A 19,273-nucleotide genomic window follows, 5' to 3' on the forward strand; every position below is an offset into this window, starting at 1 on the left:
GTTATTCATTGTTATTCTTACCCTTTTCATCGAAGCAAGTTCTTTTACATCATGAAGAAATATCTTTGGACCGCTTTAAAGGCACGCTTACTGTACATTCATGCAAATGAAGGCAAACCATTTAACTGGCTATTTTTACCTGGGGGGCCTGGCCTAGGTTCAGAATCATTAAGTCAACTAACAGCAAGTCTTAAACTACCGGGTACTATTTGGCATCTCGATTTGCCGGGTGACGGTTCCAATACCACATCGGATGACAGTCATTATTTCTCACGATGGGCAGACGCACTTATTGAAGCTGTCAGCTCTTTGGACAATGTGATTTTAGCTGCACACTCAACAGGAGGAATGTATGCCTTATCAATTGCAGAACTAGAAGGCTTACTTACAGGCTTAGTATTAATGGACTCCGCTCCTGACGCATCCTGGCAAACTATTTTTATGGAGTATGTCAGCAAACATCCTATTGATTATCTTGAGCAATTGCAGACACAGTATACTAAAAACCCTGCTAATGACATTCTAAAAAAAATGACGGTTGCTTCCGCCCCCTATTTGTTTACAAGCGCTGGATTAGAAAAAGGAATTTCTGCTCTGAAACATTTACCCTTTAATTACAAAACCTGTGAATGGTCTGCTCAGCATTTTGATTTAGACTACAAAGCCCAATGGATCCCACAAACGATACCAACCTTGATATTCGCAGGAGATAGTGATCGCATAACTCCTTTAAAATTATTTACTCGATTAGAAACATTTAAAAGAAACAATATTCTCATAAGAGAAATCAGCAATGCAGGTCATTATCCCTGGATTGATAATTCCGATGAAATCCATCTTCTCTTTAGAGAATATTGCTCACTGTTATAAGGCCCTAACTTTAAAGGGACTTCATCAAAATTTTAGCTTGCTAATATTACTACTAGCATAGCTTTCTCGTGACGCTATACTATTCATATCACCGCTCTCGGAAGAAGAGTAAATAGTTTCACCCGCGCTATTTTTCGTGGCACTTTCATGAAAGAATACTGTATAGCCTTGTCTTGAGCGGTTAACTTTCTTAGTAGCACTATCCATATGAGTCGTCAATTCAGGAAACTTGGCTTTGACAGCATTAAGTCCCGCAATTAACTTACTTTCGAAAGTACCAGGTCCTTTGGGGATTAATAGTCGCTCAAAGATGTATTGATTAGCATGTTCAAAATTCCTTGTTGAAATTTCTCCATGAGCAAACCGTTTCACTTGTACTCTATGGATAACGTCAGCCACAATTGTAAAAAATTCTTCCTTATGACTATCAAAATCTTGATCCCCATGCTCACTTTTTAGTTTCTCCAATTTGCCATTACAGTCTTGAACAGCAATTTCTATGGCTTCAGTCAATTTCTCATCAGTAAATCGTTTTTTAGTAAAATCGTATTTCTGCCAAAACTCATACCATTCAGGTTGGCGGTGACCCGCACCATTAAGGTATTGAAATCCTGATTTAAATTCATCGATTACTTGCGCTAATAAGGGCATTATTTGATCCTCTTGATAAAAAAAGAGCTATATTACCCTAAGCTTGGTGAGGATCAAAAGCATCTCGCACAGCATCTGCAAAAAGGTTGCTGGCCAATACTAAAATAAACATCAAGACGAAAGCCGATATCATTGGCCACCAGACGATAGGCTCTCTTGCCAATTCTAAACGTGCGCCATTAATCATATTGCCCCAGCTGATTGTCATCGGTGACACTCCCACACCAACATAAGAAAGAACGGCTTCAGCCAAAACAAGGAAACTAAAGTCTAAAACTAACGTAATTAATACAATATGCATCACATTGGGTAAAAGATGCTTTCGTATGATAGTCATAGAACTGCTTCCTAGAGCCCGTGCAGCGGTCACATAATCAATCTCTCTTAATTTCAAAGTTTCAGCGCGTAACAAACGACACAAACTAGTCCAGCTGGTAACGCCAAGGATTAAACAAAGTGCAAATAAACGGCCATCAGCACTTTTACTTAGCGTTGCAAATTGCTGTGGATGATTTGCAATATAGGTTTGCATGGATAAGACTGAAGCAGTAATTAAAAGCACACCGGGAATCGAGCTTAGTGTCGTATAAATATACTGTATGACATCGTCCATCCACCCACCAAAATAGCCTGCAGCAATACCAAAAAATAATGCCAACGGCAGCATAAATAATGTTGTCAGGATGCCTATTACAAGACCTGTACGAATACTTTTAACGGTATAATAAAAAATATCTTGTCCAATTTTTCCTGTACCCAACAGATGGAAGTCGCGAGATAACCAATAGCTTGCAAGTGCTATAAACAAACAAAGAAAAAAAGTAAACAACACACCTGTACCTGATTTACCGGGCAGAATTATCAATTCTTTTTTAAGTATCGAGTAAATTACTACCAACGTCCCCCATAACAACAAGCTCACCAAAGAAACAACTATTAGTGTCCGAAGTAGAATCCGCATAATTCTCTGGTTTCTATCATAATTATTTTTTATGGTATTGGAGACATACTTTAAGCGAGGATACACTTGTTGCACTTTGTCATTCACAAGCATTGTTTCAACACTATATACATTGAGCGCTAAAGGAGCGGAATAAGTTTTTTCATAGACTGCGCCAAGAGGCATTAATATTTTATCTAACATTGAATCATTTTGGCCTGGAGGTGCGTTCTTAATTTCAGTAGAAGATTGATTTAAGTGGATAGAATCCAACACACCAATGACTAAAAAAAATAATAATACAACACCGGCACTAACCGCTAAAGGCCTTTGCGAAATCCGCTTAAAGGCCATTCTAATGTGTTTTTTGCGTAAACTGAAAAGAGTTATCAAAATACTAATAACCAACACCCCCAAAAAACACTTGTCAGTCCATAATAACTCCATAGCTAATTAAACCTCACTCGAGGGTCCACCAAGGTGTATGAAATATCGGTCAATATCAAGCCAACGATGTAAAGGATAGATCCTAAAAAAACCATTGCTCTTACGATAGCAAAATCTTGTTGCTGGATAGCATCAATAATGTAGCTTCCAAGACCCGGAACACCAAAAAAAGACTCTAACACCAAACTTCCCATAAATAGTGAGGGAATTAAAACAACTATCCCGGTGAGAATAGGTAGCATTGCATTTTTTAATACATGGCGAAATAGTACTCGCACTTCAGATAACCCTTTCGCTCGTGCAGTTTTTACATAATCTCGATTCATTTCCTCTAAAAACAAGCTGCGATACCATCTTGCCCCGGACCCCACCCCGGCAAGAACAGCAACCAGGACAGGCAATACTATAAATTTAATACTGTCCAAACCATTATCATAGCCAGAGATAGGAACTAGACGCAGAACTTTACCGAACAGATATTGCCCACCAATAATATAAAATAAACTGGAAATCGACATGAGGATGATACAAAAAACCACGCCACTCAAATCAAGATACGTGGCACGGAAAAAGGCCATTGCCATCGCAAAAATAATATCAGCTATCATCCCCAAGATAAGAATTGGAAGAGCTATCGCAAGACTTGGCCACATGCGATGAGAAATGTCATAACTAATATCACGACCAGCATCAGAAACACCAAAATCAAACGCAAATAGTTTAAGCGATTTTTGGAAAAAAAGAGTTTTCGTAAATTGTCGAAGACCCGACTCTTCTGCATTATAAAATAAGGGTAAGTTGTAACCATGTTGCACTTTCCATTGGATAATAGCAGCTGGTTTTACATGCTTCTCACCTAACTGCATGCGAGCCATATCATCAGGAGTGTTCACCATAAAAAATAAGGCAAACGTAATGATGTTAATTCCCAATAAAATTGGGATTGCATACAAGATTCGACGCAATAGATACTGAATCATGTTTTTACTCTCGGCGCACTTTGTTGTTCTTTTCGGTAATAGGCCAGCAATAGCGGTAATACCAGCAAGACAACGAATAAAAATAATAAGCCGATGGGCCATAGGACAGGCTTGTTCCACTGTTCACGCAATTGGTTGCGTTTTGCCACATCAATGGCCATGTATTTCAAGCCATTAACACCAATTATATTAGGCTTTGTCGGTGATACCCATTGTTGGCTCAAGATTAACGTTTGGGTATTAATTCCCCATGCCCAAGGAGCATCATGCCTGACCATCGCAACCATTTGATCAATTAATTTTTGTCGTTCCAAGTCGTTACTACGATTCTTCATTCGCTCAAACAAGCGATCATAATTAGGGTTTTCATAATTGGCAGCATTTTCACCATTATGTTTGACTTTACCATTAGCTCCGTAAAGCATGAATAGAAAGTTTTCAGGATCTGGATAATCCGCATTCCATCCCCAACTAAAGATTTGAGCATTTCCTGTTCGCATTTTGTCTTGAAAGCGATTGTATTGCGTGGCACGAATATTTAAATCGATACCAATACGGGCAAATTGCTTACGCATCCAATCAAGCAAAGACTTATCATCAGGCCCTCCCGCAAGAGGAGCATCATAATGTAAAATTAAGGCCTTACCTGTTTTGGGATCAATCCCCCCAGGATAACCCGCCGCACGCATCAGATGTCTTGCCTCATGAATTGAACGTCTTTTAGGTTTGCCATTTTCCCATCGGTAAACATAAGGATTTATTCCTTCGATACCCTCTTTATAACCAAAAATCCCAGGGGGAATTGGCCCTTGTGCAGCTTGACCTCGCCCGTTGTAAAAAATAGCAATATTTTCATCAAAATTAACTGCAATCGAAATAGCAAGCCGCAATTTTCGCGCCCTCTCACTGCGGCCACCAACTATAGGGTCCAACATATTAAAACCTAAATAATAGATAGTTGGATCCGTTGTTTGCGTTAAACGTATCTTTTTAGCCTCCATACTTGAAGTTAACGTGGGCGTCCCTATAGAACTTATTTGGATCGCTTGATCAAAACTATCCGTGCTAATTCCTGATAAATCATAATAACCCTGCAAAAATTTATTCCAGCGAGGAATTGATTCTTTTTCTAACGTATAAATGGCTTGATTAATTAAAGGCAGTGGTTTGCCAGCATATTGCAAATAGCCAGCATCTTGATCTTCTTTTGAGCCATTCGCTGGGAATAAGTCATGACGGAAGTTTGGATTTTTTGTGAGAACCATACGTCGATTGGGATTGTTTTCACTGAGGATAAATGGGCCAGTTCCTAGGGGATACCAATCAAAACTTAAATTTTTATCATCCATCCCGGGTTGGGAATAAAAACGATCTGCCTCCCAAGGAACTGGTGCAAAAAACGGCATCGCCAACCAAAACATGAATTGAGAGTATTGACTATTTAGTGTGATTTCAAAAGTATAATCATCAATTTTGCGAAGACCTGCCATGGGATATTTTCTTAAATCAAGAAAACCATGTTGTTGTGCATTATCTGGCAAACTCTTAGCAAAATCACGAAATCCTACAATGTGTTCACTCATTAAGCCATAAATAGGTGAGTTAACGGCCGGACTTGCCAAACGCTTAATTTGATAGATGTAATCATCGACGGTTAATTCCCGTGTTCCAGTCTTTTTAAAGTCTGATAACTTACTAATATCATGATCATTGAGATAGTCTTCAGATAAATTAAGGTATAAATATTCACCTTCTTTGTTTTTAGCAAAGGCTGGATGTGGCTGAAAATAGATACCAGACTTGATACGAACGGTATAAACAGAAAAAGCAATTTCATCTTTTGGATCGTGAACAATTTGATTAAATTTAGTAAGATAGCGCACGGTAGGCATTGTCGTGGCAATCAAAGGCACTAGGGTATAAGGTCTAATAAAATAATCATACTGAAGAATGGGTTCATAAATTTGCGAAATGAATTGGTATTCATTGCTTGAATAAGATTTAGCAGGATCAAGTGTTTTGGGTTGTTCGGCAAAAGATGAATAATAAATTTTTTCTGAAGCATCGTCATCAGGATAGGGATTATTAAAAATCCAACTGCTTGCATGAGAAGTAACAGCTGTACTTAGCAATAAAACAAGTATTCGCCCTAATCTGCCAAGTATTACCAAAATATAAATCCCTAACAATTAATAGACTTCTTTCTAAACACTACTGAGGCAGGAATTGCCTCAGTAGTGTTTAGAAAGAAGTCTAATGTAAATTAGTATGATGGTAGCCACAATATTTTTAGTCAAGTAAGCAAAGCGAGAAATTCATCCTCACTCAATACCCTAACTCCAAGCTCCATGGCTTTATCAAGCTTGGAACCAGCTTCATTTCCTGCCACAACATAATCTGTTTTACCCGAAACGCTGCCTGAAACCTTAGCACCAACCGACAATAAGCGAGCTTTGGCATCCTCACGCCCCATCACTGATAAAGTGCCTGTAAGCACCATTGTCTTACCATAAAAAGGATGCTGGTCATCCAGACGTTTACGTTCCTCATGAGGCCAATGAACTCCACAGGTTAATAATTTATTGATGACTTCATAATTATGAGCTTGTGCAAAAAAGTGTACTACATGATAAGCGCAAACTGGGCCAATATCTTTTAGTGACATTAACTGCTCAACCGAAGCAGCTTTTAAAGAGGCAATATCGGGAAATTCTGACGCTAGAACCCGTGCACTTACTTCCCCAACTTCGCGAATACCCAAAGCATATAAAAAGCGGGGAAACGTTGTTTTTTTGCTTTTCTCAATTGCTGCCAGTAAATTTTCTGCAGATTTTTTCCCCATGCGAGGAAGATCAGTAATGGCTTGCAAATCAAGATTATAAAGATCCGATATATCTTTCACTAACCGCTCTTCGACTAGTTGATCAATTAGAGCAGCCCCTAAACCGTCAATTGCCATAGCCTTACGTGAGGCGAAATGCCAAAGCATCCTCTTAAGTTGTGCACTGCAAAACAAACCTCCTGTACAACGTGCAACGGCCTCTCCTTCTTCGCGAATCACATCTGCATTACAAACCGGGCAATGGGTTGGTAAATGAATGGCTTTCGTTTCTAACGGGCGCTTCTCAAGAACAACCGAGACAACCTCAGGAATAACATCGCCTGCTCGACGAATAATCACCGTATCACCAATGCGAATGTCTTTACGCTGAATTTCATCCATATTATGTAATGTAGCATTACTTACCGTAACACCTGCAACGCTTACTGGCTTTAAGCGGGCGACAGGGGTTATCGCACCCGTACGACCTACTTGAAAATCGACAGCCATTAACTCTGTCATTTCTTCGCTAGCTGGAAATTTATGGGCACAGGCAAAGCGAGGAGCACGGGCTACATACCCTAATTCACGCTGTAAATCGATATTATCTATTTTATAAACAACGCCATCAATCTCATAAGGTAAATCCATACGCTGTTTTAGCATGGCTTGATAAAATGAAAGACAACCTTGTAAACCAATTGCTTTTTTGGTTTCGCTAGAAACTCTGAAACCCCAACTTTTCAAAAGCTCCAATTGCCCAAACTGGCTATCCGGCAATTGAAAATCCTCACAAGCGCCAATTCCATAAAAATAGATTGCTAGTGGTCTGGATGCCGTAATTGCAGCATTTAATTGCCGCAAACTACCAGCTGCTGCATTGCGTGGGTTAGCAAAAGTCTTTTCACCAGTTACTCTTGCTCTAGCATTGTAGGCTTCAAAACCAGCCTTTGGTATATAAACCTCCCCACGAATTTCAATTAACTTAGGCGGATTATCGGTAAGTATTTTCAAAGGCACAGCCGCGATCGTTTTGATATTATTAGTAATATTTTCTCCGACTGCACCATCGCCACGAGTTGCAGCATAAGCCAATAAACCATCTTTATAAGTTAAGTTAACGGCCAGACCATCCAATTTTGGCTCACAAGTAAATAATAAGTGCTCTTCTTGCTCATCAAGTTTGTCTGCAACCCGCTTCATGAATGCCTGTAGTTCTTCTGTGGAAAACACGTTAGCCAATGACAGCATTGGTTTTACATGGATAGCCTCTTCAAAAGCACCGGCAGGACTAACACCCACACGTTGACTTGGGGAATCAGGAGTAATGTATTGAGGGTTTTCATTCTCAAGGGTCTGCAATTCTTTAAAACAACGATCATATTCAACATCGGGTACAAGAGGAGCATCCAGCACATAATAATGATAATCATATAATCTGATTTGATCGCGCAAGCTATTGATTTTTTTAAGCGTAATATCTTGACTCATCCACTAGAGTCCCTTAATTAAAATAAGCAGTTTAGCATTATCTCCTCATTTGCAAATACCTGAATAGTAACTTTTCTGTGAGAAAAAACTACCCTCTTGCTGACAGAAGTAAGGGTATGTTATAGATATTCTCTTGGGTTTAGACAAGGACGAAAATAAATGGACTTACAACGTTTTTTTGCCTGCCTTATTTTATTGATTGCCTCTTCCTGTGGTTATTCTGCTACCGTAGGAGAAAATGTAGGCATCGCGTTTGTGCATGGCACCAATGATCACCGTGAAGATGCTGATGGCGGCTATTGGAAAAGGGGGTTTATTGATTCTTTAGCAAAAGCCCTACCCAATTCTGATAACAATATCGTGCTAGCCTGTGATTTTACTCATTACATGTGGCATGAAAGTGCCGCAGGTTGCGTTGCCAATCAACTTTTAGAATTTATCAATAAGAAACAAATTACTAAGTTAATTGTTTATACCCATTCTAATGGTGCAAACGTAATCCGCTGGATTTTATCTAATCCAAGCTATGATAATCGCTATATGACTTTAAGCAAAAAAATAAACCAAGTCATTGCTTTAGCTCCATCCAGTGGCGGTACACCTTTAGCCGATGAGGTGATGGATGGTCATAGTTTTGAATCAAAAGTGGGATGGTTGCTTGGCTATAAAAATGATTCAGTCAAACAGCAACGCGTCGGTGACATGGCACTTTATAATGCGGAAATATTATTTGGAACCAGTGGTCGTCCCTCACTTCCTGTACCATTTCGCGTTGTCGTTGGTACTGATGTGACAGCTTCACCAATTTCAAAAGCCAGTTATTGTAATGGCTACCTACTTAATACTGGTTTGAAAATTACACAAATTTACTTAGAGGACTGCTCTGATGGTTTTTTAAACTGCAGCTCACAATCCCTTGCAGGTAAAATTTGGTTCTATGATTGGCAAAAAACAAATGATCAAATTCCTTTAAGCCATAATCAAAGCAGACATTCTTGCTTTAATTTCGAACAAGTTCTTCGCAAAGATTTGCTTGCACAAGGAGCGTTGCAATGAGATCAAAATATCTAATACTTTTAACAACGGTATGGTTTACTCAATCACTAGCAATCACCCTACCAAGCCAAACTATCTATTCTTATGAGTGTAAGCAATGTGAGAGCTTGTCTCATGATGATTTAAATTCAAGTTGGCCAACGGATGATAACAATTTAGAAGAAAAGGTAATGCATCAACAATCTAGCCGTAAATATCAAATTAAAGCAACACCACAGCAATTAAAGAATGGCATTGCCATTCATACTCAAGCACCCGGCGCAGTCATTCATGTTTCTTCAACCAATTCAACATTAACTGCCAGCCCCAATTTTTATATTAAAAATAGTCAAGGGAAACAATTTAGTCTGCAAGAGGCTTCCAGTTTATTTTCAAAAAATGAAGCTTTAAAGGACACGGCTTTTGCGGGGCAGCTTTTGGCGCTTCAATTAAAACCAGAGCTAGGAGCCGGCAAATTTATTATTAGTAGTTCTCAATCAATAGATAGCAACGGCTCTTTTATTATTCAAGTTTACGATAAAAATGCCCCAACCTACCTGAACATTGAAACAGATAAAGCTCGCTACCATTATGGCGATAAGTTGCAAGTTACTATTAAACTAAGCGATGATGAATTCAATTACCCAATAGATGACATCAGCGCAACACTGGTAAATCCCAATGGTGAAGTCACATCGTTAAATCTCGAACAACTCAGTAACAATCTTTATCAGGCTCAGATAGATTTATTATCGGATAAAAATGCCCAAGGTGAAAATTGGTATGTGGCTGTTGAAACTTCAACGCAGATAGCGGATGAAATCATTACTCGTCAGGCTCATACAGCTTTTTCTTATGTGATTCCTTCAGCCACTATCCACAAAATCAGAGCATTGCAAAATGAGCCTTTGTCTTTTTATGCAAAAGTTGAAGTGGCAACCGGCAGTCGTTATGCTTTAGAAGCGGTGCTTTTTGGCAGCGATTCCGAGGGAAAAATACATCCTATTACCGCGGTACAATCAGCAACCTGGTTATCCCAGGGAAAACACACCATCAACTTTGCATTTGATTCTAATCTAAAAACTGGTTATAAAGCGCCCTATTACCTTGGTTATCTTCACCTGATCGATTTTGGCCAGTTGAAACCTGTATACGAATACAATACACCCATCGAATTAACAACTTTAGGATAGTATGATTTCTTTTTCTTCTTTCTCTTTAATCGAGGGCATAGTCTTAGCACTTGCCCTCCAATTTTTTCTAGTAGTGTGGATAATTGTACGCCAAGCCAAGCAACGCTCTGTCACTGAAAGTCAATTTGAAAAAATACAACAATTATTCACTTCTCTACTTCACCAGCTGCATCTTGATTTGCAGCAATCCTACCAGTCCAGCCAACATCATGTTCAAGAAAAAATTTCCCAAGGACAGTTAGCGAGCCAGCAGTTAATTAGTGACACTGTACAACGCCACATGACAGATGTAAGAGAGCAAATGAATCATAGCTTCAAACAACATGCAAGCTCTCTCACCTCTCATTTGCAATCACTCACTGAGGAAATTAGGAACCATCTGCACAGCCTCACTCAACAAGTTAATCACAAACTCACAGAAGGGTTTGAAAAGACCTCTTCAACATTTACCGATGTAGTCAGACGCTTAACTATTATTGATGAAGCTCAGAAAAAAATTACAGAGCTATCCACTCATGTTGTTAGTTTGCAAGATGTGTTAGTAGATAAACGAGCTCGAGGGGCTTTTGGTGAAGTGCAATTAGCAACACTTATTGGAAATGTCTTACCAAGCACTCACTATCGCATGCAATACACCCTAAGCAATCAAAAAAGAGCGGATTGCATTCTATTTTTACCAGACCCAACTGGTAACGTGGTGATTGATGCTAAATTCCCGCTAGAAACCTATCAAAAATTAATGAATACCGAGGCAGCTTCAGCAGAGAGAAAATCGTTACAGCAGCAGTTTCGACAAGATTTGCAAAAACATATAAAAGACATTGCTGAAAAATATATCATTCCTAATGAAACAGCCGATGGTGCTGTCATGTTTATTCCAGCAGAAGCTATTTTTGCAGAGATCCATGCCAATTACCCCGAGATTGTTGCTCTTTCACAACGCTTAAAGGTTTGGTTAGTGTCACCCAGCACGCTGATGGCTGTATTAACCACCGCCAAAGCTGTTTTGAAAGATGACGAAACACGAAAACACGTGCACATTATTCAAAAACATTTGCACGCGCTCGCTGACGATTTCCAACGCTTTGAGAAACGTATGGATAAATTATCCAAGCATATCGACTTGGCACACCAGGATGTCAGTGAGGTTAATACTTCCGCTAAAAAAATAACACAACGTTTTCAAAAGATTGAATCTGTGGATTTAGATTTACAAGAGCTTACCAATAATGTTCCTGTATTGGAAGAAAACTAGCGTCCTGTTGACAATTGAGGACGCGAAGCGAAAATGAAACTGAGCTCTCAATTCTCAACAAATCCTAATGACAGGGTGAATTATATACCTGGATATAACCAATTTTTTATCCTTAAATTAAATACAAATGCCATCGATTCACTCAACAGGATCGCAACTATATAGGTTAATTTATGAGAATTAGGAATATTGTTGTTTTAGTAATGATCTTCTTTAGCAGCATTCATTTTTCTTTTGCCAAAATACAACAAACGAAACTGGAAGCCCCTTTATTTGATGATCTGGGCTCTATCGACTTCCCCATCTCCACCCAAGTTCCTCTTGCCCAACGCTTTTTTGATCAAGGGTTGATATTATATTACGGATTTGAATGGGGTGAAGCCATTCGCTCATTTAAAGCAGCAACAAAATTGGATCCTCATTGTGGTATGTGTTACTGGGGACTTGCTTTAGCACTAAGCTCAAAAATGAATGCCCCCATGTCTGGCTTAGAGTATAAAGAAGCAAGGGAGGCAATTCACAAAGCAGTTACATTAAAAGACTATGAAACACCAACTGAGCAAGCCTACATTAATGCCCTGGCACTTCGTTTTAAGCATCCACCCAAAGAACAAATCCCAGAAATGCTAAGTGCTTTTAGCTGCCATGATGCGAGCTCATCTTCTGATAAATCCTCACCTGAGGAAATAGCCGCTTATACGACAGCAATGAAAGCGTTGATAAAAAACTACCCTCTCGATAATCATGCTAAGGCACTCTATGCCTGGGCTTTATTTGAAACCATTGAGTGGAAATTTTGGGATATCGATGGAAAAATTAATCCAGTAACGCCTCAGATTATTGCAGTCTTAAAAGAGGCTCTTGCCAAAGATAAGAGGCATATTGGCGCCAATCATTATTACATTCACGTCATAGAAACTTCACCATACCCTGAAAAAGCCCTGGATAATGCCAATCTATTAACAACTCTTGTGCCAGGTTCTGAGCATTTGGTTCACATGCCAACACATATTTATATGCTTACAGGACTCTATCATGAAGGTAGTAATTCCAATTTACAGGCGATTGCAGCATTTAATAATTATAACAAAACTTGTCGTGCTCAAGGATTTGAGCCTGAAATTAATTACCTCTATCTCCATAATTATGATTTTTTAAGAACTACAGCAACCATGGAAGGGCGTAAGGCTCTCGCATTATCCGCTGCGTCAAGCCTAGTTGATAACCCCTTTCCCGATTGGTTGGCAAACGAATCGTCCCTGCAATGGTTCATACCCGTTCCTTATTATGTTAAAGCTCGTTTTGCCATGTGGAAAGAATTATTAAATGAGAAAAAACCACTCGATGAATATCAATATGCCCAAGGAATGTGGCATTACGCTCGCGGTATGGCATTCGTCCATCTTAACGATCAGATAGCAGCAAATAAGGAATTACATGCACTTGATAAGATAATTCAAGCAGGTCCTAATAATCAAAACCTGCAAGAAAATGGCATAACTCTTCTAAAAATTGCCCAGGCTGTCTTACAAGCCAATATCGCCAACGCAAAAAAAGACAAAGGGGCAACATTAAGTTATCTTCAAGTGGCAATGAAATTACAACAAAATATGCGTTACCATGAGCCTCCAGATTGGTATTTTCCTGTTAAAGAAATGCTTGCAGATGCCTATTTAAAATGGGGTCAGCCCAAGAAAGCAGTTACACTATATGAACAAGCTTTAAAACAATACCCCAAAAATGGATGGGCACTATTTGGTTTAACAAAAAGCTTGCGGCAACTGGGTAATACTTCCAAAGCCGAGCAAACTGAGAAAGCATTTCATGCGGCATGGAAGTATGCCGATATTCCAACCCCCGTATCGCTATTGGGGAATTAAAGGGCATCGAACCGACTATCGCTGAGGAAATGTCATTTCATAATAGACAGGTTCTGCTCCCACGTAACGGCCTGACTCTGCTTTTAAATGAATATCAATGGTTTGACAATCTTTCTCCGTATTACAAAGTGTAACGCGTAATCCGCATAAATTTGGTTTGAGCTCCCCTGCTGGCAAAACCATACACAGTCCATCTTTTGACTGGATTACATCAGGATCTTTAACCGATAAGAAGGGAAGATAAGTCTGACAATCTTGACTATCTTCAACAGTTGATGAATATAGGCGCTTTTCATGCGTATTTAATTTTATAACCGCAATAATGTCGCTGTCTTTCTCATAGATACTTTCAAGTGCTTTCTGACAAATATCCTGAGCAAAAGCAACATTTGCAATAAGGCATGAACAGCAAAAAGAATAAATCGTTGTTTTTATCATGACTTGCTCCGTATGATGATTTGCTCCGTATTTACTTATTATTGACTCTATACTAGAAAAAATCTGTCATGTCAGAGTATTATTGAAATCAAATGAAGCATTTGCAATGTATTTTATGTAGGTAATTGTCTTGTTTTTAAAAAATACTGAAAGCTTCGTAGGAAAAACTATGAGAGAATATTCTCAGCACCATGCGATTTTAGCCCCGGATGATTGCGATAAAATGCTAGATCTAAACTATAATTTAACAGTTCATTTAACCGGATAGAAGCTATGAAACAACTCACCCCCGCCCCAAAAAGACTTTATCGTTCACGTCGAGAGCGAATGATCGCGGGGGTTTGTGGAGGATTAGCTGAATATTTCGGTATGGATCCCACCATAATGAGACTAATTTTTGTTGTCCTCCTGCTTCTAGGTGGTTCAACTATTTTAGTCTATTTAATTATGTGGCTTGTTGTACCTCAAGAACCCTAATATAAACATCAGTCCAATTTGATTAATTGTCCTGCATTAATGCTCTTAATATTAATTTAACCAACAAAATGTATTATTATTGAACTTCAATTAATCGTAGTTTGGCTTTATGAAACTCAAAAACCCAGTTAACATTTTTTCTCTTCCTGAAGAGCTTCTGGTAGGTACATTTAGCTTTTTTAATGCCAAAACCCTGGGGCGTGTCGCTCAAGTCTGTGGCTTATTTAATCGCATTGCCAATGACAGTTGTTTGGATCTCGATAAAACTAGGCAAGCTCGGTTAAAAAATCAGCTGTGGGGTGAGTTAATGATGGCGGCACGTCATGATGATCTTGCTACGGTTAAAGCAATTCTTAAGAGAGGGATAATTGACCCTGCAGCTCAAGTACTCTTAAGTCTAAACAAAACACCCTTACTTGCCGCAATAGAAGGAAAAGCTTACAAAACAGCACGTTACCTCTGGGAAAATTACGATTTTGATCCTCAAGCCAAAGACTATTATAAAGAATCCCCTATCTCTACTCTTGAAAAACAATTACGAAGAACTCTGGAGAAGAAAGAGAGGACACAAATTCAATCTTTATTAAAAGAAATGAAAGAAGGCAAGGAACATCATAAATGCTTGGTTTGCTAAGATAAAAGTATTATTTATCAGCCATTTTTTGCCCGTTTGACATCAAAATAATCGTCAATAGCGCACAAAATACTGTACTAATATTCGTTGCCATAGCAAATAAAGGTTTACTCAGGGTTGCCAGACGCTTTGTATCCACACTGAGAATTATGACACGCCTGAGTAATCAAAGATTCCAAAGACAGCTTCTTTTTCTATTTGTACCTATGTTATTCTAAATAAACAAATATTATTGTTGGAATAAGTCATGCGGTTATTGTGTAGTTCATTCATTGCTACTGTATTCTTACTAGTCGTTTCTCTTAGTTTTGCAAAGACTACGGTTATTTGTGATGAATCAACCACTTTTATTCCAAAGTGCGATAAGATGAATTGTTGCGGTAGCATGGGAGGTATCAACTACTGTGATTCCTCAGCTGGTCGCTATGTTTGCAATAACGGCTATTATTCATCTTGCTACTGCACACGACATGCGGTAATGGATTTACAGAAAATCCAAGGTTGCTGTCTCTGGCAAGGAGGCGTTTTAACTGTTGATGATGCGACAGGAGCTGTGGTTTGTAACAATGGCGGTATCTCCGAAGTATGTAGTTTACAATCACCAACTGGGGGCTTTTCTACTTGGTAATTGTACAGATTGACTGTGACGTTGCGGCTGATGAAGTATTGTGAAGACCAGCCAGGGATTGAAATATAATTATGGTCTGGACAAGTGCTTTATCAGACTTCATAATTGTCCTTTTTATAGCCAAACCTCATGATACCACTTATAGAAATCAAACAACTTTATAAGTCTTATAATTCAGCAACCATACTCAATAGTGTCTCATTATCTGTTTATCATGGCGAGTTTTTAACCTTACTAGGTCCGTCTGGTTGTGGTAAAACAACACTACTACGAATGATTTCTGGCTTCGAACAACCGTCTGCAGGCCATATCTATATTAGCGGACAATGTGTAAATTCTTTACCTCCCCAGAAACGTGATGTACATACAGTATTCCAAAGCTATGCCCTCTTCCCTCATTTATCAGTTTATGAAAATGTTGCTTTTGCTTTACGTTGCAAAGGGATTAATGAAAAAGAGATTTCAGAGCGTGTGCAAGAAACCTTACGTCTTGTGCAATTAGAAGCTTTTTCAGCGCGAAACATTAAACAACTGAGTGGTGGGCAACAACAACGTGTAGCAATAGCTCGTGCCATCATCAATCGTCCACAAGTTCTATTACTTGATGAGCCTTTAAGCTCTTTGGACTATCGCTTGCGTAAAGACATGCAGTCTGAGTTAAAGCAGCTGCAAAAAACGCTCAATATGACTTTCATTTTCGTGACTCACGACCAAGAAGAAGCACTATCTATGTCAGACAGAATTGTTATCTTTAATCATGGCCATATTGAACAAATTGGTACCCCCCGAGAAGTTTATGAGACGCCCAAAAATCTTTACGTGGCCAAATTTATTGGTGAAGCCAATATTTTTGATATTGAAGTTGATGAAGTTTCTGATCAAACTCTATTGACTGAAATTGAATCAATTCCACTGCACTGTAAAAATACCAATCATTACAAGCCTGGCGATAAATTGCATCTGATTGTTCGTCCTGAAGATATTAGAGTTTGGAGTTTATCTGAAATAGAAGACTCCAAAGAAATGATACCCGGCAAGATAATCGATATCATTTATAAAGGCTCTACCGTTGATTTAAAGGTGGAGTTAGCTTCAGGCAAAATTATTAACGCATCAGAGTTTTTTGATGAAGATGATGATAAATTGGAGTATTCCCCCAATGAAACAGTTTGGGTGCATTGGCTAACAGGCTGGGAATTTTTATTGCCTCACGAGCCGCAATAACCTCAGGATACGACGTTGTTCCCAAACCCTGCGCAGGATGATAAGAATTTTGTGTGATCATAATTATGAAAGCTAAATCATTTTCAATTTCTTTAATTTATATCTGGCTTATTGTTTTTAGCTTAATACCACTCAGTTTGGTATTAATCGCCAGTTTTTTATCTAGAGATAGTGTTCATCTAGTAACAATGCCTTTTACATTAGAGAATTACTCCGCCTTGCTAACTCCCACCTTCGTAAAAATTTTTTTCCGTTCTTTATTCATTGCGTTGATTACAACAGGTGGTTGTCTACTTCTTGCTTATCCCTTTAGTTATTTGCTAGTTAAATCCAAGCACCAATCCTTACTCTTGTTACTTATTATTATTCCTTTTTGGACGAGCTCTTTAGTGCGTACCTACTCTTTGATTGCTATTCTTAAAGCAAAAGGAGTACTTAATACCCTTCTTTTGAATTTGCATCTTCTCGATAAGCCCCTTCCTCTACTGTATTCAAATTTTGCCGTCATTATTGGATTAATTTATAACTTATTTCCTTTTATGGTTTTGCCAATTTTTACCAATATGGAGCGCTTTGATTTCAGACTTATTGAGGCCGCCAAAGATCTAGGAGCAAGTAAATGGGATATCTTTTTCCGCGTCTTTTTACCAAATACTGCTAGTGGAATTGCAGCGGGATGCTTATTAGTATTGTTACCAGCAATGACATTATTCTACATTCCTAATGTCTTGGGAGGCGCTCGTTCAATTTTATTAGGCAATTTAATCCAAGATCAATTTCTTGTACTGGGAAACTGGCCCCAGGGCTCAGCAACCAGTATGATTTTAACGGCAATGCTATTACTCCTGCTCGTAATCTTTAGACGCCAAAACAGGGAGGGGTTACATTGAAAACATTTTCGCAAAAACTCTTTCTTTTTCTTGTTTATACAATGCTCTATTTGCCAATTTTGGTCTTGGTTATCTATTCGGTAAATAACGCAAAGTTCTCTTTACAATGGCATGGTTTTTCTATTCGCTGGTATAACGAACTTTTTCATGATCGTGGGTTATGGGCATCTTTCATTCATTCGGTTATCTTAGGGTTAAGTGCCTCAACGATTGCTACAACTGTAGGTTTGCTCACTTGTGTCAACTTGTTTTTATTTCGCAGTCGTCATCGCCAGTCACTGCATACAATATTATTACTATTAATTATTATCCCTGACCTTGTGCTGGGGGTAGCTTTATTAATATTTTTTAATGCTAGTAATATTCCTCTAGGCTTTTTTAGTCTACTAATAGCTCATATTACCTTTTGTATCCCGTTTGTTGTTTTAACAATTAATAGCCGCATTCATACGCTCGACCCTAACATTTACTTTAGTGCTCTGGATTTAGGGGCTACACGTTTTATTGCATTGACAAAAATTTTACTACCCTTGCTATGGCCAGCGGTCTTAAGCGCATTCTTACTTTGCTTCACCCTATCCTTTGATGATGTGATTATAAGCTACTTTGTTGCAGGACCTGATTTTAACATCCTACCTTTGACCATCTACTCGCTGGTAAGGGCAGGAGTTACACCCGAACTTAATGCGTTATGTACGATTACCATTGTAATATCAATGATAATGGTCATTCTTTCACATCGTTTATCAAGTCGAGCACCATGAATCGTATTTTCCTACTTCTTATTTTATCTCTTATATCAACCGCGTTATGTGCAGAACGCGTAGTCAATGTCTACGTATGGGGTGGAGAAATTCCGAAAAAAGTGATTCAGCAATTCGAACATGAAACTGGAATTACGGTTAATTTTTCCACTTATGACAGCAATGAGACGATGTATGCTAAATTAAAGGCAAGCAACAATAGCATTTATGATGTTATTTTGCCTTCTGCCTATTTTGTAGAACGAATGAAAAAACAAGGAATGCTCTCTTTTCTTGACCAAAGTCAATTACCTAATCTTAGCAATCTTGAGCCAAACTTTACTGAGAATGATTATGATCCTGGAAACCATTATAGTGTTCCGCTAATTTGGGGGGCCACAGGTATTTTCTATAATCAGACCTTTGTGAATACTCCTCCTAAGAAGTGGCAAGAGCTTTGGCAACCGCGTTGGCGAAAGCAGTTGATGTTATTGGACGATTCTCGAGAAATCTTTGCCATTGCATTAATGAGCCTGGGATTTAATCCTAATGACAAGAACCCTAAACACATAAAAGAAGCATTCCACCATTTATTACAATTGGTTCCTAATATTAAATTATTTGCTAGTGATAGTATTCAAGCCATTATGATTGACGAAGATGCAACAATCGGCTC

At 38.7% G+C, this 19,273-nt stretch carries 18 protein-coding genes; 12 read left to right on the forward strand and 6 right to left on the reverse strand.

The genetic code is table 11. From position 1 onward, the window contains the following. Positions 1-51: 51 nt before the first annotated feature. Positions 52-870 carry an alpha/beta fold hydrolase gene (locus Lbru_RS09345; protein ID WP_058441875.1) on the forward strand — a complete coding sequence of 273 codons (819 nt, stop codon included), beginning with the start codon at positions 52-54 and terminating at the stop codon, positions 868-870. 24 nt (positions 871-894) lie between these two features. On the opposite strand, the gene Lbru_RS09350 is transcribed toward Lbru_RS09345, so the two are convergent. The 5 genes from Lbru_RS09350 to ligA all read right to left on the reverse strand — a co-directional run bounded on the left by Lbru_RS09350 (position 895) and on the right by ligA (position 8,200). Next, a complete protein-coding gene (locus Lbru_RS09350; RefSeq protein WP_058441876.1) occupies positions 895-1,521 on the reverse strand; it encodes a hypothetical protein in 627 nt (208 codons plus the stop codon). A gap of 37 nt (positions 1,522-1,558) precedes the next feature. Then, positions 1,559-2,908 carry an ABC transporter permease gene (locus tag Lbru_RS09355; protein WP_058441877.1) on the reverse strand — a complete coding sequence of 450 codons (1,350 nt, stop codon included), beginning with the start codon at positions 2,906-2,908 and terminating at the stop codon, positions 1,559-1,561. Between the two features lie 2 nt (positions 2,909-2,910). After that, positions 2,911-3,888: an ABC transporter permease gene (locus Lbru_RS09360; protein ID WP_058441878.1), complete on the reverse strand. Its 978-nt coding sequence runs from the start codon at positions 3,886-3,888 to the stop codon at positions 2,911-2,913. Continuing rightward, positions 3,885-5,780 (reverse strand): ABC transporter substrate-binding protein, encoded by a 1,896-nt coding sequence (locus Lbru_RS09365; RefSeq protein ID WP_420795328.1) that lies wholly within the window; start codon positions 5,778-5,780, stop codon positions 3,885-3,887. The genes Lbru_RS09360 and Lbru_RS09365 overlap by 4 nt, the downstream gene beginning before the upstream one ends. A gap of 401 nt (positions 5,781-6,181) precedes the next feature. After that, positions 6,182-8,200, reverse strand: coding sequence for an NAD-dependent DNA ligase LigA (ligA, locus tag Lbru_RS09370; RefSeq protein WP_058441879.1), 2,019 nt, complete (start codon positions 8,198-8,200; stop codon positions 6,182-6,184). Between the two features lie 159 nt (positions 8,201-8,359). On the opposite strand from ligA, the gene Lbru_RS09375 reads away from it, so the two are divergent. The 4 genes from Lbru_RS09375 to Lbru_RS09390 all read left to right on the forward strand — a co-directional run bounded on the left by Lbru_RS09375 (position 8,360) and on the right by Lbru_RS09390 (position 13,563). Then, positions 8,360-9,256 (forward strand): hypothetical protein, encoded by an 897-nt coding sequence (locus Lbru_RS09375; protein WP_058441880.1) that lies wholly within the window; start codon positions 8,360-8,362, stop codon positions 9,254-9,256. Then, positions 9,253-10,428, forward strand: a complete 1,176-nt coding sequence (locus Lbru_RS09380) for a DUF4785 domain-containing protein (RefSeq protein ID WP_058441881.1) — start codon at positions 9,253-9,255, stop codon at positions 10,426-10,428. Before Lbru_RS09375 ends, Lbru_RS09380 begins: the two co-directional genes overlap by 4 nt. Before the next feature lies 1 nt (position 10,429). Next, positions 10,430-11,683 carry a DNA recombination protein RmuC gene (locus Lbru_RS09385; RefSeq protein ID WP_058441882.1) on the forward strand — a complete coding sequence of 418 codons (1,254 nt, stop codon included), beginning with the start codon at positions 10,430-10,432 and terminating at the stop codon, positions 11,681-11,683. Between the two features lie 173 nt (positions 11,684-11,856). Then, a complete protein-coding gene (locus Lbru_RS09390; RefSeq protein WP_058441883.1) occupies positions 11,857-13,563 on the forward strand; it encodes a tetratricopeptide repeat protein in 1,707 nt (568 codons plus the stop codon). A 15-nt stretch (positions 13,564-13,578) separates the two neighbouring features. Here the strand turns inward: Lbru_RS09390 and Lbru_RS09395 are convergent, their stop codons facing one another. After that, the gene (locus Lbru_RS09395; RefSeq protein ID WP_058441884.1) at positions 13,579-14,001 is read right to left on the reverse strand and encodes a hypothetical protein; all 423 of its coding nucleotides are present in this window, start codon (positions 13,999-14,001) and stop codon (positions 13,579-13,581) included. A 273-nt stretch (positions 14,002-14,274) separates the two neighbouring features. Between Lbru_RS09395 and Lbru_RS09400 the strand changes: the two genes are divergently transcribed. The 7 genes from Lbru_RS09400 to Lbru_RS09430 form a co-directional block, all read left to right on the forward strand. Next, on the forward strand, positions 14,275-14,478 hold the full coding sequence (locus Lbru_RS09400) for a PspC domain-containing protein (RefSeq protein ID WP_058441885.1): 204 nt from the start codon (positions 14,275-14,277) through the stop codon (positions 14,476-14,478). 109 nt (positions 14,479-14,587) lie between these two features. Then, a complete protein-coding gene (locus Lbru_RS09405; RefSeq protein WP_058441886.1) occupies positions 14,588-15,112 on the forward strand; it encodes an F-box-like domain-containing protein in 525 nt (174 codons plus the stop codon). A gap of 247 nt (positions 15,113-15,359) precedes the next feature. Further along, positions 15,360-15,740, forward strand: coding sequence for a hypothetical protein (locus Lbru_RS09410; RefSeq protein ID WP_058441887.1), 381 nt, complete (start codon positions 15,360-15,362; stop codon positions 15,738-15,740). Between the two features lie 129 nt (positions 15,741-15,869). Beyond that, entirely contained in the window at positions 15,870-16,964 is a 1,095-nt protein-coding gene (gene potA, locus Lbru_RS09415; protein WP_058441888.1) for a spermidine/putrescine ABC transporter ATP-binding protein PotA, read from the forward strand. Positions 16,965-17,029: 65 nt separating this feature from the next. Beyond that, positions 17,030-17,854: an ABC transporter permease gene (locus tag Lbru_RS09420; protein WP_058441889.1), complete on the forward strand. Its 825-nt coding sequence runs from the start codon at positions 17,030-17,032 to the stop codon at positions 17,852-17,854. Then, the gene (locus tag Lbru_RS09425) at positions 17,851-18,618 is read left to right on the forward strand and encodes an ABC transporter permease subunit (RefSeq protein ID WP_058441890.1); all 768 of its coding nucleotides are present in this window, start codon (positions 17,851-17,853) and stop codon (positions 18,616-18,618) included. Before Lbru_RS09420 ends, Lbru_RS09425 begins: the two co-directional genes overlap by 4 nt. Next, a partial coding sequence (locus Lbru_RS09430; RefSeq protein WP_157061509.1) for an ABC transporter substrate-binding protein occupies positions 18,615-19,273 on the forward strand: 659 nt, incomplete at its 3' end. The genes Lbru_RS09425 and Lbru_RS09430, both read left to right, overlap by 4 nt.

Origin of the sequence: Legionella brunensis, from assembly GCF_001467025.1 — a bacterium.
Taxonomy (GTDB): domain Bacteria; phylum Pseudomonadota; class Gammaproteobacteria; order Legionellales; family Legionellaceae; genus Tatlockia; species Tatlockia brunensis.